This is a genomic window from Streptomyces sp. NPDC059080, from assembly GCF_042739975.1.
Taxonomy (GTDB): domain Bacteria; phylum Actinomycetota; class Actinomycetes; order Streptomycetales; family Streptomycetaceae; genus Streptomyces; species Streptomyces benahoarensis.
Genome location: NZ_JBHYGX010000021.1, coordinates 97,378 through 110,719, shown reverse-complemented (window position 1 = coordinate 110,719; position 13,342 = coordinate 97,378). Strand labels below are relative to the sequence as shown.

Annotated in this window: 19 protein-coding genes; all 19 read right to left on the bottom strand. The window is 65.3% G+C overall.

The window, feature by feature from the left end:
- A partial coding sequence (locus ACFWWQ_RS18560) for a recombinase family protein (protein WP_384597406.1) occupies nucleotides 1-2,052 on the bottom strand: 2,052 nt, incomplete at its 3' end.
- A 12-nt stretch (nucleotides 2,053-2,064) separates the two neighbouring features.
- Nucleotides 2,065-2,280, bottom strand: coding sequence for a hypothetical protein (locus ACFWWQ_RS18555; protein ID WP_384597405.1), 216 nt, complete (start codon nucleotides 2,278-2,280; stop codon nucleotides 2,065-2,067).
- Nucleotides 2,281-2,531: 251 nt separating this feature from the next.
- On the bottom strand, nucleotides 2,532-3,221 hold the full coding sequence (locus tag ACFWWQ_RS18550; RefSeq protein ID WP_384597403.1) for a hypothetical protein: 690 nt from the start codon (nucleotides 3,219-3,221) through the stop codon (nucleotides 2,532-2,534).
- Complete coding sequence (locus ACFWWQ_RS18545; RefSeq protein WP_384597401.1) at nucleotides 3,221-3,655, bottom strand: hypothetical protein; 435 nt, start codon at nucleotides 3,653-3,655, stop codon at nucleotides 3,221-3,223. The genes ACFWWQ_RS18550 and ACFWWQ_RS18545 overlap by 1 nt, the downstream gene beginning before the upstream one ends.
- 195 nt (nucleotides 3,656-3,850) lie before the next feature.
- Nucleotides 3,851-4,720, bottom strand: a complete 870-nt coding sequence (locus ACFWWQ_RS18540) for an Lsr2 family protein (RefSeq protein WP_384597399.1) — start codon at nucleotides 4,718-4,720, stop codon at nucleotides 3,851-3,853.
- Between the two features lie 67 nt (nucleotides 4,721-4,787).
- Nucleotides 4,788-5,477, bottom strand: a complete 690-nt coding sequence (locus tag ACFWWQ_RS18535; protein ID WP_384597397.1) for an Lsr2 family protein — start codon at nucleotides 5,475-5,477, stop codon at nucleotides 4,788-4,790.
- Nucleotides 5,478-5,985: 508 nt separating this feature from the next.
- Entirely contained in the window at nucleotides 5,986-6,294 is a 309-nt protein-coding gene (locus tag ACFWWQ_RS18530; protein WP_384597395.1) for a hypothetical protein, read from the bottom strand.
- Nucleotides 6,295-6,522: 228 nt separating this feature from the next.
- A complete protein-coding gene (locus ACFWWQ_RS18525) occupies nucleotides 6,523-6,882 on the bottom strand; it encodes a hypothetical protein (protein ID WP_384597393.1) in 360 nt (119 codons plus the stop codon).
- A gap of 171 nt (nucleotides 6,883-7,053) precedes the next feature.
- Nucleotides 7,054-8,319: an IS701 family transposase gene (locus ACFWWQ_RS18520; protein ID WP_384597391.1), complete on the bottom strand. Its 1,266-nt coding sequence runs from the start codon at nucleotides 8,317-8,319 to the stop codon at nucleotides 7,054-7,056.
- Between the two features lie 6 nt (nucleotides 8,320-8,325).
- Nucleotides 8,326-8,772 carry a hypothetical protein gene (locus ACFWWQ_RS18515; protein ID WP_384597389.1) on the bottom strand — a complete coding sequence of 149 codons (447 nt, stop codon included), beginning with the start codon at nucleotides 8,770-8,772 and terminating at the stop codon, nucleotides 8,326-8,328.
- Complete coding sequence (locus ACFWWQ_RS18510; protein ID WP_384597387.1) at nucleotides 8,769-9,548, bottom strand: hypothetical protein; 780 nt, start codon at nucleotides 9,546-9,548, stop codon at nucleotides 8,769-8,771. Before ACFWWQ_RS18510 ends, ACFWWQ_RS18515 begins: the two co-directional genes overlap by 4 nt.
- The gene (locus ACFWWQ_RS18505) at nucleotides 9,545-9,874 is read right to left on the bottom strand and encodes a hypothetical protein (protein WP_384597385.1); all 330 of its coding nucleotides are present in this window, start codon (nucleotides 9,872-9,874) and stop codon (nucleotides 9,545-9,547) included. The genes ACFWWQ_RS18510 and ACFWWQ_RS18505 overlap by 4 nt, the downstream gene beginning before the upstream one ends.
- 27 nt (nucleotides 9,875-9,901) lie before the next feature.
- The gene (locus ACFWWQ_RS18500) at nucleotides 9,902-10,348 is read right to left on the bottom strand and encodes a hypothetical protein (protein WP_384597383.1); all 447 of its coding nucleotides are present in this window, start codon (nucleotides 10,346-10,348) and stop codon (nucleotides 9,902-9,904) included.
- A 248-nt stretch (nucleotides 10,349-10,596) separates the two neighbouring features.
- On the bottom strand, nucleotides 10,597-11,154 hold the full coding sequence (locus ACFWWQ_RS18495) for a hypothetical protein (protein ID WP_384597381.1): 558 nt from the start codon (nucleotides 11,152-11,154) through the stop codon (nucleotides 10,597-10,599).
- A gap of 79 nt (nucleotides 11,155-11,233) precedes the next feature.
- Nucleotides 11,234-11,584 (bottom strand): hypothetical protein, encoded by a 351-nt coding sequence (locus ACFWWQ_RS18490; RefSeq protein WP_384597379.1) that lies wholly within the window; start codon nucleotides 11,582-11,584, stop codon nucleotides 11,234-11,236.
- Between the two features lie 17 nt (nucleotides 11,585-11,601).
- Nucleotides 11,602-12,333, bottom strand: a complete 732-nt coding sequence (locus ACFWWQ_RS18485; RefSeq protein WP_384597377.1) for a hypothetical protein — start codon at nucleotides 12,331-12,333, stop codon at nucleotides 11,602-11,604.
- Nucleotides 12,330-12,575, bottom strand: a complete 246-nt coding sequence (locus ACFWWQ_RS18480; protein ID WP_384597375.1) for a hypothetical protein — start codon at nucleotides 12,573-12,575, stop codon at nucleotides 12,330-12,332. Before ACFWWQ_RS18480 ends, ACFWWQ_RS18485 begins: the two co-directional genes overlap by 4 nt.
- 44 nt (nucleotides 12,576-12,619) lie before the next feature.
- On the bottom strand, nucleotides 12,620-13,081 hold the full coding sequence (locus tag ACFWWQ_RS18475; RefSeq protein ID WP_384597373.1) for a hypothetical protein: 462 nt from the start codon (nucleotides 13,079-13,081) through the stop codon (nucleotides 12,620-12,622).
- A 5-nt stretch (nucleotides 13,082-13,086) separates the two neighbouring features.
- A complete protein-coding gene (locus tag ACFWWQ_RS18470; RefSeq protein ID WP_384597371.1) occupies nucleotides 13,087-13,341 on the bottom strand; it encodes a hypothetical protein in 255 nt (84 codons plus the stop codon).
- Between the last annotated feature and the right edge of the window lies 1 nt (nucleotide 13,342).

Sequence of the window (13,342 nt, the reverse complement as noted above, 5' to 3'; positions counted from 1 at the left end):
GGTCTCGAAACCGATTTGAGCAGTCTGAGAAAGAACGGTGTAGCCAGGACCGTCCGTCTTGACGCTGTTGGGATCGACCGGCTTCGGCCGGGGCTCCTCGCTCCGGACCTCTGCCAGCAGGCCGGCACGTAGCTGCCCCGTCACCGTGAGCTGTGGCAGCGTCGGTCGCTTGTACGCCTCTACTCCCCGTTCATTGGCTCGCATCGTCTCCATGATTGCGGACCAGCCACCGGCCTTGAACCACGTGAGCTGCCTCTCCCTCATGGGGCTGATGGGCCCCCAGGTAAGCGGCATCTCGACCCACGAGAGGCCGTGGCGGAGGCGATGGAGCATCCCGCAGAACTGCTGACGGATGTCGTACTTGCTCGTGAAGTGCTTCTTCTTCTTACCGTCGAAGAACGGCCGGAGCGTTTCGAGGACGGCGTCCCACTCGACGTCTGTCGGGTCCGGCGGAACGAGGGTGCCGGTTTCCCAGTGCCAGTGCTGCACGCTGCACCGCACACCTGGCTTGGCGACGTTATCCATCTTGCCGGGGACGACGGACAGATTGAACATGTCGAAGATTTCCTTGCGTTCCTCCAGACTCATGTCGTCCAGACGTTCGCGGGCGTTGTTGGCGATGTCGACCAAGTTGTGGGCCTGGCGGTCGTACTCGGCGTACGCCTCCAGCCACTGCTCCGCGAAGCTGCGCTCCTTCTTGTACTTCTCCAAGTCGTCCTGCATGGTGCGGACGGCGGCGGCTACGACCTTGGGATCGATGCGCTCGCGCATGTACTGGGGGACCGTGTCGTTGATGAGATGGTCCTGCTCAGCGATCTTCTTGGTGTACTCGGCGACGCGCTTCTCGTACTTCTCTTTGTCGCCGGGAAGGCTGTTGACCCACTCGGCGGCCATGGCCTTGAGGCGCTCTTCATCCTTGAGGAGCTTGGTCAGTTCCGCCCAAATGACGCCTTCGATGTCATCGGCATCGAAGTACGGCTCACCGCAGGATTCACCCTTGGCCCGCAGCCCGTTGCAGCGGTAGGAGCGGGCATTGCTTCCGCCGCCACGGACGGTACCCGTGTAGTCCTCTCCGCAACGACCGTGGATGCGGACCGAGAGAGGGTAGACGCGGTCGGTGCTGCGGCCGTTTCGGAAACCGATCTTCTTCATCGTCTCCATGAGGACCCTGGCGCGCTCCTCGCTGAAGATGGGCGGGACGCCGATCTTGACCTGGTCGCCGTAGACCGGGGTGCCGTCCTCGTAGCGGAGGGTGGTGTTCTTGCCGTTTCCCCGGTTGGTCTTGCGGTAGACCACGTAGCCGTCGTGGATGGTCTCGCTGTAGAGGCGGTTGCGGAGGTTTCCGACGGTCCAGGGCACTCCACTGCGGGTGAAGAGCTTGCGTTCGTTGAGTTCGTCGCACGCCTCGGTGAAGTTCTTGCCGTCGTCCACGAGGAGTCCGACCGCGACATCAAGGACCAGGGATTCGTGCTCGTCGGTGACGAGGACGGAGAACTTCTTGCGGCGCTTGCCGACCCAGGAGGTGTCCTGGGCGATCTTGTAGCCATAGGGGGCGGGGCCGCCGGGCCAGCCGCCGTAGCTGATCTTCAGCTCTCGGCCGGCGAACGTGCGCTCCTTAATACGTCGCCACTCCATCTCGGAGAAGGTGACGTACTGCATGAACTGGGACCAGCCAGCGTCTGTGCTGGTATCGATGCCCTCGGTGACCGAGATGAAGTAGACGCCGATGTCCGCCATGTTCCAGGCCCACTGGTAGGCGGCGCGGGCGGTGCGGCCGATGCGGTCGACTTTGGGGACCAAGATGCGGTTGAAGTGCTGCTTGTGGGCGTCCACCACAAGGCGGTCCATCTCGGGACGGCTCTCCAAGGCTCCGGAGACAGCTTCGTCCACGTACTCGTCGTAGACGGTCGCCTCGGGGTGGCGGTCGAGCCATCCGTTGCTGATCTTGTCCTGGTCTTCGAGGCCGAAGCCGTCGAGCTGGTCCAGGGTGGAAACGCGCGCATACTTCGCGACGACGATGGCCGCAGAAGCGGCCAGGCGTGGGCGTGCCACAATTGGCATTGTTCAGTCCTCCGAGACTGTTCCATCACCGGGGTGGTTGGACACCGCCGGGTAGGAGTCGGCCTCTGTGCGCTGCTGCAAGCGCGTAGGGGCCGGTTCGTTTTTTGGGGAGCGTAGCCCGTCTTCGGGGTCACCGAAGAGGAGTTGCAGGAGTCGGCGGCGCTCGGAGGGGAGGAGCGGCGGCCCCTTTTTCCACACGAACGTGATGTCTTCGGACATGTTGGCACGTTAGGCGTGAATCAGCTCAAACAGACAAAGAATGTTATTACGTCAACCCAATGGCGGGCTGCTCATCCATGCGGACGAGTGAGACACACACCCGCTTGACGCAAAATTTCGTGACCGCCGATTTTCCGTTCTGAAATTGTCAGGTCGTCCCCCATTTGGCGTGCCTCTGCATTCGCGGACATGAAGAAGCCCCCGGTGCGGGGTCCAGGCCGGCCGGGGGCGTTCTCAGTACGGGTTCGACGCTATGCAGCCTGTTCCTGAAGGCGCGTTTCTGCTGCGTCCTTAGCTTCTTCCGTAGCTCGCTGCCAGCCCGTGGACTTGGTGAGATGGGCCGTCAGGGCGACTTGGCTGATGAAGCCGTATCCGCCGTTCTCGGCGCACACCTGATGCTCGGTACAGAAATGAGTGAACTGCTGCCCCGGCTGGAGTTCGAAGGAGATGTCGGGACCGTCGTAACGGGTTCCGTCGCCCTTCTTGTGGCTGTGGGCGTGGTTGGTGCGCTCCCGCAGTGGCACCCAGTATTTCCGGGCGCTGCCCCGGTGCTTGAGTGGGCAGCGGACCTGTACGACGTCGTCCTTCCAGGCGCCGAACTTGGCTTTGCTTCCGGCGCCGACGGGCGCCTTGGGCTTATCGCTGGAGGAAAGCTGCGCTGGCGCCCGGCCAGTAGCGAGGGCGAGCTGGGCGGGGACGCGGTGCGAGGGCTGCGGCTCACGTGCGGAGCGGTAGAACGCGTCGAGGACGCCGGGCTGGAGCATCGTGAGGATGGATTCGCGCCGGGCGTAGTACATGTCGAAGACCCAGGCGCAGACGTCGCAGACGTCGACTTCCTTGCCGTTTTCTAGCGTGCGTACGTGGCCGGCCGCGATGGAGACCGGCGCATGGAGGCTGGCGTGCCAGTCGCAGATGGTGGTGGGTGTGAGTTCCTTTGCCATCAGGCAGCCCCCATGGTCTTGCCTCCGCGCTTATCCGAGTCGGCCTGCCTGAGTTCGATGGGGGCGGCGAGGATGCGGTCGTAGATGGTGGTCAGACCCATTTCGCGGCGGACGCTGACTCCGGTTTCGGAGACTCCGTGGGGGCTGGTGATGAGCGGGTTGCGTTCGGTGTAGCTGTAGGTGGTCCGGTCGACGGGCCGGCCTCGGTTGGCGGTGATGATGCAGTGCCGCTTCATGCCGCAAGGCTTGCAACGCTCGGTGATGTCGAGGGCTACGGCGTTACGGGGGTTGCGGACGACGCCTCCGTGTGCGTTCCATCCGTGCCAGTTGTGAGGCTTCCAGAGGTGCTTCCCTGCGGCGCAGTCAGAGAGTTCGGCAGGGATGTTCTCCATGTAGGCGTAGACCTCTGCCTGCGTGACGACGCGGTCTTCCACTGTCGCTCCTCGTGGTGATCCAATTTCGTTCTGGCCAAACTAGCGGCCAAACTCCACTGGCTGGAACGGACAGTTGAGAATTGTTTCCGAGCCACTCTAATGGGTGAACGTTCTGCACTTGTCGAGGTGGCCCGCGGCGTACGTACCGCGGGCTTCACCACCACATCCATGAAGATTCCGTGCTGAACACACGGGCTACTCGCCGATGCTGCGGACCTGGTGCGCGTAGCGGCCGAAGTCCGTGATGGTCCAGAGGCACGGGGACTCGGGGTCGTATTCGATGACCTCCAGGTTCTGGAGGCGCATGTCGCTGGTCTTCAGGTAGGAAATCTTGCCGGTCTTCGTGGGAATGATGCCGGCGAGCTGTCCAAGGATGGTGAGGTGCTGGCTGCTGAGGGCGTTGATGCGGTCCATCAGCGTCCACTTCTCCACCTTGTCGATGCCCTGGGGGTGGCCGGAGCAGGTGCGGCGGGCCCATTTCTTGGGGTCGTCCATCTGCGGGCTGAAGCGGGTGTTGGGCTTGTAGTGCTTGCGGGCCTCCGCTTCGTCGGGGTTGTCGCTGAATCCTTCGGTGTCCTTGGTTTCGACGGTTGCTGTAGCAGCGACGGAGTGGTCAAGCTGTTTGACGGGCTCGGTGGCCGATCCGACAGCCCGGATGCGGGCTCGCAGTTCGTTGAGGGGACCGTCGTCACCGGCCTGGGACGCGGCATACGCGTCCTTGATGGAGTTGGAGATCCGGCCCGGCTTGCCGGGCTCACGCAGTCCCTTTTCCACGGCCCAGGCGCCGATGACGGCGGGGTCCGTGCCGCTCTGGGTCCGGCTGAGGGAGGTGGTGGTGCTGGCGGCCTCGGCCGTGGTGCGCTGGGTCCGCTTGGGGACGCTCGTGACGATGCGGCCGGCCTGTGTGAACTGCTTGAGTCGGGCGCGGAGGGTGTGGGCGTTCTCGGCGCTGAGGTCGATCTCATAGTGGACGCCGTCGAGGGCGAAGGCCACGGTCTCGGCTGCTTCGATCTCGGCGCCGGGGTTGAGGTCGTCGATGAGGGTGACGATGGTGCGCTGGGCCATGGTGGGCTCCTGTTTCCGGGCATGACGAAGACCCCGCCGGTTGACGGGGTCGGTAGGGCGATCGGGGTCAGGCCGACAGTGCTGTCTGGTTGAGGCGGACCCAGGTGCGGCCCACGTCTGTGACGAGGTAGGTGTCTACGGCTTCCAGGGTCATGCAGCCCCGTCGGCAGAGCGCTTCGTAGCTGCTGCGGTCTGTGGCGTCGTCAGCGATGGCGCTGCCGTCTCCGGCGCAGGCTTCCCGGAGGCGTTTTTCCTGCGGGGGTGAGAGCTTCCCGATGGTTCGCGCAAGACGTTCGAGCTGGTCTTGAGGTGATGCCTTGCCGACGGCGATGGGAACCACGTTGCGCGATTCGCCGGCCGGCAGGGACGGATCGATGCCGGCCCTGGCGAGGAGGCCGTCGAGGGCGGATCGGTCGCCGTGGCGGGTGTGCCGTTCCCAGGCTTTGCGGGTCTTCTCCGGGATGCGGCCGAGGGGGTTGATGGGCAGGTGGTGGCGATATGCCCAGTCGCGGATGGCTGCTGCTTCTTCGCGTAGCGATGCCTGGGTGGGGGCGGGGGCGCCTTTGACGGCGAGGTTGTCAGCCTTGGCGGGGTGGCTGGCCAGCATGTACGGCTCCATGAGGGCACGGAATTTCGCCGCATTTTCGCGAGACAGTTCGATTTCTCGCGGCTTGCCATCAAAGGTGAAGCTCACTGTCTCGTCGGCCTGGCTGCCATCCAGATCGTCCACCAGACGGACCCGGATCTTCTGCGCCATGTCTCTTCCTCCAGGGCGTCATGAAAATACTGCTTCGGCCGAACTGTAGCGGCCACCCTCGTGGGGCCCGTTGCCTTGGGCCATATTTTCGCGAAGGCCGACTCAATGCAGCAGGAAAGGCTGGTTGAAGAGCGCTGGTCTGCATATGCCCGCGCCGAACGCGCACCGCGCACTCCGGGCGGGATGTTTCCCTACGAAATGCTAACGACCGCCTCACGTTCAGGGTGTTTTGATCACCCATTCGGGGGACGACCTCACGATTCCCGACGGGTCGAGCTGAGGTGAAGCATTACCATCCGAGGCCCCCGAAGGGAGGGTGGATTCACTCGTTCGGCGGCGTGGGCGAAGCTCAGCCTACAGCCGCGCCAGCTGCACGTAGCTTGCCGGCTGAGGCATGGCCGCCCGTCCAGGCAGCACCTGGAGCGCACCCGCGGGCCCTCCGGCAGCCGTGGCGCAGAGCGACCCCCTGTCGGCGGGAGCGTTTTTCGGTATCAGCTACGGGTCACTCCTAGGAGATTTTCCGCTCGCGCCACTTTCTGAGCACATTCCGCCCGACTTCACCCAATCCGAGAATGCGCCAGCCGCCTTCATGATTCTCGTCTCCAGGTTCCATCCATTCGACGTCCCACAGGCCACGCTGTTGAAGTGATCGGACCTCATGGGCGTCCCACAGTTCGTTGGTGGCAGCACGGATCTCGAATCGACCGCAGGGTGCGTGCTCCTCGACATATTCCAACCGTTGAATGGAACGCTCCCGGATCGAGCGCTCGTTCATGTCGCTGTCGATGTACTTCATGCGGTAGCCCGTGCTGGCCACGTGACCCTCCCGAATGGTCGTTCTGAATACGCTCGCTGACGTTCGTTGACGGCTGAGATCGCAGCAGCGCTCGGCTCCAACTCACCTTCCTTGTAAGAGAGATGAGCTGACGGAGGAAGCAGCGAGAACAGCAGCCGGCCACGGCATCCGCTCGGCGTGTACCTCCAGTGTCTCGCGACCTGGATGGGCGCTAGCGTTGCGGTTGTGTCCGTGGCCGGCTGGGAGCGCTCAGGCGTCGGCGGTACGCCGAGCCCTGACGTGCGCCACGTGCTCGTCGAAATCCTCGTTCGTGCGGCGCTCGAATCCAGGGCGCTGTCCCAGGTGGTGCCGGATGAACGTCTCGTCGATGTTCTCGGCGGTGAAGGGGGTACCGTCCGCCTTGTGGAGGAGCGGCTTCCCCATGTCGTCGAAGACCTTGAAGAACGCCTTGGCGCGGCGCTGGCACTCTTGTGCGTTCTCCTCGGTGTAGTGCTCGATCCCGAGGTAGATCGCGATGGGGCCGAAGGCCAGCGGGTGCCTCTTCGCGGAGGGGTGGAGTCCGAATTCGATGAACTCGCCGTCGGGCTTCTCGTCAGCGCGGATGTTCATGGGGGGCATCTTGTCACCAGCCTCTGACTTCGGTGCCGGACCAGCCGGGCCGCTCGCTAGTAGTGCTTGGTCATGTTGGTGCGGGGTTTGGTATGTCGCGGTGGCAGGTGGGGCAGGCGCCGGTCCAGAGTGCGAGGAGTAGCTGCATTTCGCGGACGACCCGGTAGAGGCTCAGGCCGGCGCCGTCTCTTTTGGGGATCGGGTCAGCCGTTGCAGGGTGCAGAAGGCGTGGGCGGCCGAGACGAGGGTGACGTGGTGGTGCCAGCCGGGCCAGGTGCGGCCCTCGAAGTGGGCCAGGCCCAGGGCCTGTTTCATCTCGCGGTAGTCGTTCTCGATGCGCCAGCGCAGTTTCGCGGTGCGGACGAGGGTGGCCAGCGGGGTGTTCTCGGGCAGGTCGGACAGCCAGAACTGCACGGGTTCGTCTTCTGCGGCGGGCCATTCGGCCAGCAGCCAGCGCACTGGAAGCTCAGTGCCGTCAGTGGCTTTGCGGATCTCGCGGCCTGCGGGCCGGATCCGCAGGGCGACGAAGCGGGAGTACATGCGCTTGTGTCCGCTGCGGCCACTGCCCGGCCGCGAGCCTTCGCGCCACTGCACCGGTCGTGCGGCAGACTTGCCGGCCGCGATGACCAAGCCCTTCACGGTCCGGGCCGGCTCGGGATAGGCCGGGGCCGGCCGTCGGCCCCGGCCGGTGCAGGCAGGGGCCGACGGCCGTGCGTCCCCGGGCTGGGCGGTGGTCGTGGTGGAGATGCCCACCACGTAGTTGAGGCCGCGGTCTTCCAGGCCGAGCCGGAAGGCGGCGGTATCGCCGTAGCCGCCATCGGCGACGACCATCGGGACCTCGATACCCCACGACCGCGTCTCATCGATCATGTCGAGGGCCAGCTGCCACTTCTCGACATGGCCCACCTCGGCGGGGACGGCGCACTTGTCCCGCCGACCCACCTTGACCGGATCGGCCTTCGCAGAAGCGGGATCCCAGCTCCCGGGCAGGAACAGGCGCCAGTTGACCGCGGCCGAAGCGTGATCCGAGGCCAGGTGCAGCGAGACACCGGCCTGGCAGTTGGTGACCTTGCCCGCAGTGCCGGTGTACTGCCTGGTCACACACGCGGATGCGTCCCCGTCCTTGAGGAAACCGGTGTCGTCCACGATCAGCGCCGTCGGCCTGATGACCGGCTGCATGCGCCACGCGAGACGGGCCCGCACATACGCCGGATCCCACGGGCTGGAGGTGACGAAGTGAGCAAGTGCCTGACGGTTGCCGTCCTCGCCCAGCCGCGCGGCCATCGGCTCCACCGACTTGCGCCCACCGTCAAGCAGCAGCCCCCGCAGATAGACCGCACCCCACCGGCGCTGATCAGCCCGCGCGAACGGCTCGAACACCTCCGCCGCGAAATCCTCCAGATCACACCGGACCGCAGCCAACTCCCCATCCAACACACCCGATCAACGACACAACCAATCAGCCGGACACGCCACCATCGAACGAACATGACCAAGCACTACTAGCACCTGGTGAAGTGGCTGCACCTTGTTCTGCTCTCGGCGCCCCTTGAGGGCGTCCGCCCACGCGACCAGAGCCTCGGCGTACTCGCGTACTTGCTTCTGCTGATCGGTGCTGGCGATCATCCCGACAGTGATCCACTTGCCGGGCATGGTCGGGTCGTCGCCTCTGGTCTTGTACACCGCGTCCGGCGGGGCGCCGGCGTCGGCAGCGGTCTGGCACTCGCGCTCGATGTACTCGCGGCTCAGCGCGCCGAGGCCGGCGTGCCAGGCCCAGACGTATGGGTGGGCGTGCCACTGCTGGGGGCTTTCCGGCTGGGACATCGTCCCGCCGGTCGGTGTGCTCAGCAGGGGAAGTTCGCTCACCGTAGCCTTTTTAGACGTGGTCATGACAACTCCTTTACGGGGTAGGGGTTGAGCGCGGTGGCAGCGTGGTGCTGACGACGAAGTTCGGAGAGAGGCAGTGGGAAGCTGACGCCTCCGCGGCGTTGGCGGAGCATCGAGACCGGCTTGCCCAGCAACTCCCGGATACCCTGCTCCTGGGTCTCGGCATGGGCGAAAAGCTCGGGTTGCTTCTCCAACGTGCGCTTCCACTGCTTCTGGCCCGCCCTCACGCATGCTCCAGAGCAGTTGTTGTGCTCGTAGCCGAGCGCGTACAGCCGGGGCGGCTCGATGCCGAACGAGCGCGAGAGGTCCATGAGCCTCGCCTTGGATTTCTCCTTGCTCAGCTCCGGCTCCCACCGATTGCACAGCGGGAACTGCACGCGCCATGGGCGCCAGTTCCGGGCGATGGCAGGGATGCGACGCCGATCGAGCTTGGTCTTCTCGATGCCGATGTAGACGACGGAGTCGCCGACGGGGGCGTGTTCCTTCATCCACTTGCGGCACGGCTTCTGTTTCAAGTGCGTCGTGCAGGGGGTGATGCGGTCGTTGCCGAGGAACCGCTGGTCGCGGAACAACTGCCACGGATCACGGCCGTCGGCGACCTTCGTCAGCGGCACCTTGAGCAGGCGGCTGACGTCGTCGGCGAATCGCCACAGATCCTCGTCCTCAGCCTTGGTGTCCGCGATCAGCAGGACCATGTCGTCGACGCCGTGCTTCTCGGCGACGCGCATGGCGGCGCCGAAGGATCCGAGGCCGCCGCTGAACTGGATGACGTGCTTCATGCGGTCATCTCCTCTGGGCGGGTCTCCGTGCCGCCCTCGAAGCCGTAGGGGGAGGAGTGCTGCATCGTGGCGCCCAGTCGCTTCTCCAGCTTGAGGACCAGCGCGGTCAGGGCCTGGTCGAACTCGACGCAGCCCTCGATCACTTGGCCGCACTTCTTGCAGAGGATCGAGATGTCCTCGCGCGACAGCCCATCCAGCTCGACGCTGTGATCCTCGGGCTCGCCGGACAGGTCGACGCTGAGCATGGCCCGCACGCTCACGTCGAAGTCCTCATTGCCGCAGTCGGTCAGGGTCGCGCCGGACAGTTCGATATGCGTGCACTTCATGGAAAACCTCCTGTGAGAACGGGTAGTTCAGCGCAGAACGGTGAAGAGACAGCCACCCTCGTCGATCACGGCCGGGGCGCCCTTGAGGACGGCGGCGAGCCGCAGGAAGGGGTCGGTCTCGTTCAGGCCGAACCACAAGTCGCGTTCGATGCGCGTCTCGAAGAGGGCCTCGACGCTGGCACCGAAGTGCCGCTGGAGCTTGTCAGAGGCCGCCTCGATGGCCTCTTCCTTGGTGCCGGCAGCGACGGTGATGATCACCGGCAGCAGATCCGGAGAGATGGTGTAACCCTCGTCGTCCGTGACGGTCTCCCAGTCGGCCACCAGCGTGATCAGGCCGTCGTCACCACACGCGCAGACCTGCACCAGGCAGTCGGTACAGCGCTCATTCGCGTAACCGCCCTCGCCCTCGGCCACGTCGTTGTCGGGCCCGATGCAGCGCTCGTTGCATCCCGTGCGCTTCAGCGGTCTGTCCACCTCGTGCTCCCTTCTGAACGCGAAAGGCCCGCCCGGTCTGCACTCCCGTGCCGTGACCAACGAGCGGGCCCCAGATCGGATAGCCACCCATTTGGGTGATGCAATGACAGTTCTCATTGCGGCCTACATATCGACCTCCATGCGCCGACACAAAGAAAGTCAGTTCCCGCAGAATTGACGGGAACTGACTTTCAATGAACCCACACGTGGAGCATTTCAGCGCCGGCCATACGAGCGCCGGCCTCCGGTCACATAGTGCGGGCCTTCTCCAGCAGCTCGGCGATCTCGAAGCCCACGCCCAAGTCGTCCCCGCCGTCGACCTCGCCGGCGCCCTTCTGGAGGCGCAGCTTCAGCAACAGCTCGTACAGGCGGCTGTAGGGATGCTGGTCGATGAACTCGTTGGCCCCCCCGTACAGCGCCGCCGCGTACCCGCGCAACTTCTCGTCCTCGACGTCCGACCCGCCCGGGGCGTAAATCCCGGCCAGGTCCTGCGGGGCGCGGCACCGGGTGGTCTTGATGTCCATCCACCCGCCCGGCACGCACATCTGGTGCGTGAGCACGTAGATCGACTCGCCGGTGATCGGGCGGGCGTCGGGTACTACCTCGACCACCGTGCGCCGCTCCCCGAGCATCATCGGGCGCGGCTGGCTGGGCTTGTCGGCGGTCGCCCAGCGGGAGAACTCTCCGTTGCCGTCGCGGAAGATGAGCCGCTGCCCTTCACGCCGGACGAAGACGACCTCGTAGCCCGCCAGCGGCTCGAATTCCCCACCCTGCGGCACCTGCTCCTGATTGGACTTGATGTGCATTTCTGGTTTCCCCTCGATTCCGGGCATGAAAAAAGCAGCTGCCGACTGGCAACCGCGTGAATTGGTGCTGTGTCCCGGATCAGCCTTCGTCCGGAATATGGATCTCCCCGGCCTGGGAAAGACCGCAATACATGCAGCGGTCCCAGGAGTCGGGCCACAGGTAGGAGTCGAAGCCGTGGGGGATCTGCTGCCACAGCGTCAACGGCTGCCCCGGCTCAGGAGCGTGCTCCTCGTTGGGCATACCCAGGAACTCGGTCGACAGCTTCTCGACGTCCTTGGCCTCAGCCCATGCCCAGCCGCCGCCCTCACTGTTGAAGCCGAGGATCAGGTGCCTGCCGGGCCGGGCCGGGTACTGGGACCATTCCCGGTCGACGATGCCTCGCCGGCCGGCCAGCCGCACGATGTCCTCGTAGGCGATGGAGTCCGCCATGCGGATCTCCCTCCTTTCTACTGGTGGCCGTACTTCTCCCGCACCAGCGCCAGGAATTCGACGCTGAGCGTGTTGCGGACGGTGCCGAGGACGTCGTCGCCGTGCCGGTCGGCGATCACCTCGTAGCCGGGGCGAGTGGAGGTCTCCAGGTGAAAGCGCTCGCCCTTGTGCTCGGCCCAGGCGCAGTCCTGGCCCGGGTACGGGTCGCAGTTGCAGACCGGGACGACGTCCTGGAGGACGATGTTGTCGGGCACGACCTGCCCGATCGGCAGGTGTCGGACGGCCAGCATCTTGCGCAGCAGGGCCCGAAGTTGCTCCGGGTCGCCCGGACGTGTCATGTCGTTGGAGTCGACGATGCAGGTCTCCGTGCGGGACTGCTCCTGTCCCTTCCGCGCCCAGGTGACGCGGTAGCTGGTCAGAAGGCTCTCCTGCTCGCCTTCGGGGTCGCCGTCGGCCGTCGTCTCGGGCTCGGCCTGCTCTGCGGTGTCGAAGCGGAAGGTGTAGGAGACGTTGACCTTGTCCGGGTTCTCGGAGTCCACCCAGTGGAGCGTGTCTCCCTCGATCCGCCACTCCCCCGCGGCCGGCCAGGGCACGGACCACGGGTCACGGGCGCCCTCGGCCATGGTCTTGAGCGCTCGGGACTGCACCTGGTGCACGGTGCGCTCCCCCGAGAGCGTCGGGTGCATGAAGTTGATCACGATTACGCGCTGGCCGACCTTGATCCGGCGCTTGAATGCCGCGAGGCTCATACCTTGTCCTCCTTGATCGTCTTCAGGTCTTCGGGGTTCGTGTGGGACTCGTTGGGATCGTCCTCGTTGCCGTCCCAGCGCACGTGCAGCGGCCAGGGGCAGGCCGATGCACCAGTCGGGAATCCGCACTTCGCGTGACCGCACTCGCGGCCGGGGCCGCCGTCGCCTACCTGCTGCTGCCAGACGTGCCGCTTGCACAGGCAGACAACGACCATGCCGGTCCACGTGCCGTACTCGGGCACGTCTTGAGCGACCCGAGTGCCGGGAACCAGGAGGTGGGCCGTCCTCACAGCGTGGTCTCGATGGACAGGCTGTAGGTGGTCTCCTCGGTCTCGAACAGACCCTCGCCGCCCGGCACGCACATCGCGTTCTCCTCGATGGCCTTGTAGGCGATGTCCTCGGTCTCGGCCCGGACCTTGACCGCCACGTTCACCCACGTGTCCCGGGGCGAGTACCACTCGGCGCACCGGTCCGTGACGGTGGGCGGCTGGAACCAGAACAGCGCCGAGGCCGCGCCCTCCTTGGACTGGAACTCGGGCATGGCGATCTGCGGCCGGTCCTTCTCCTTGCTCCAGTCGGCCACCCACCCGGCGCCGGCCGTCTCGTAGACGTGGCCGAGGAGCTGGTCGCTGGTCCAGTGGTCGAGCCGGGCGTGCACGGCGAAGTGCTCTCGGCCCTCCTCGGTCCGCGTGAAGATGAAGTGGGGCTGGATGGAACCGCCTACGGGTGGGAGCGACTTGATGGGCATGGTGGTCAGTCCGTTCTGCCGGACAGCTCCGGCTTGTTGAAGCGGTAGAGGAGAAGCCCGGCCATTCGACGGTTCGCGAATCCTGGAACGTCGCGTTCGTAGCCGCGCCGGGGGTCGGGGTACGTAGCGACCCATTTCGAATCGCCCAGGTGGTCCCACACGAAGCCGTAGGAGACTTCTGGGTCGTTCCGGTCGCGTACGTCGTAGCCGGCCTTGTCGTACCGGATGCAGCGGACGAACACGATGGGCAGCTCGAACACG

Excerpts from the sequence above, each read along its gene's own strand:
- ACFWWQ_RS18475 (WP_384597373.1), bottom strand. The coding sequence starts at position 13,081 with ATGCCCATCAAGTCGCTCCCACCCGTAGGCGGTTCCATCCAGCCCCAC.
- ACFWWQ_RS18495 (WP_384597381.1), bottom strand. The coding sequence starts at position 11,154 with ATGCACATCAAGTCCAATCAGGAGCAGGTGCCGCAGGGTGGGGAATTC.
- ACFWWQ_RS18485 (WP_384597377.1), bottom strand. The coding sequence starts at position 12,333 with ATGAGCCTCGCGGCATTCAAGCGCCGGATCAAGGTCGGCCAGCGCGTA.
- ACFWWQ_RS18535 (WP_384597397.1), bottom strand. The coding sequence starts at position 5,477 with ATGGCGCAGAAGATCCGGGTCCGTCTGGTGGACGATCTGGATGGCAGC.
- ACFWWQ_RS18510 (WP_384597387.1), bottom strand. The coding sequence starts at position 9,548 with ATGAAGCACGTCATCCAGTTCAGCGGCGGCCTCGGATCCTTCGGCGCC.
- ACFWWQ_RS18555 (WP_384597405.1), bottom strand. The coding sequence starts at position 2,280 with ATGTCCGAAGACATCACGTTCGTGTGGAAAAAGGGGCCGCCGCTCCTC.
- ACFWWQ_RS18550 (WP_384597403.1), bottom strand. The coding sequence starts at position 3,221 with ATGGCAAAGGAACTCACACCCACCACCATCTGCGACTGGCACGCCAGC.
- ACFWWQ_RS18505 (WP_384597385.1), bottom strand. The coding sequence starts at position 9,874 with ATGAAGTGCACGCATATCGAACTGTCCGGCGCGACCCTGACCGACTGC.
- ACFWWQ_RS18490 (WP_384597379.1), bottom strand. The coding sequence starts at position 11,584 with ATGGCGGACTCCATCGCCTACGAGGACATCGTGCGGCTGGCCGGCCGG.
- ACFWWQ_RS18540 (WP_384597399.1), bottom strand. The coding sequence starts at position 4,720 with ATGGCCCAGCGCACCATCGTCACCCTCATCGACGACCTCAACCCCGGC.
- ACFWWQ_RS18525 (WP_384597393.1), bottom strand. The coding sequence starts at position 6,882 with ATGAACATCCGCGCTGACGAGAAGCCCGACGGCGAGTTCATCGAATTC.
- ACFWWQ_RS18515 (WP_384597389.1), bottom strand. The coding sequence starts at position 8,772 with ATGACCACGTCTAAAAAGGCTACGGTGAGCGAACTTCCCCTGCTGAGC.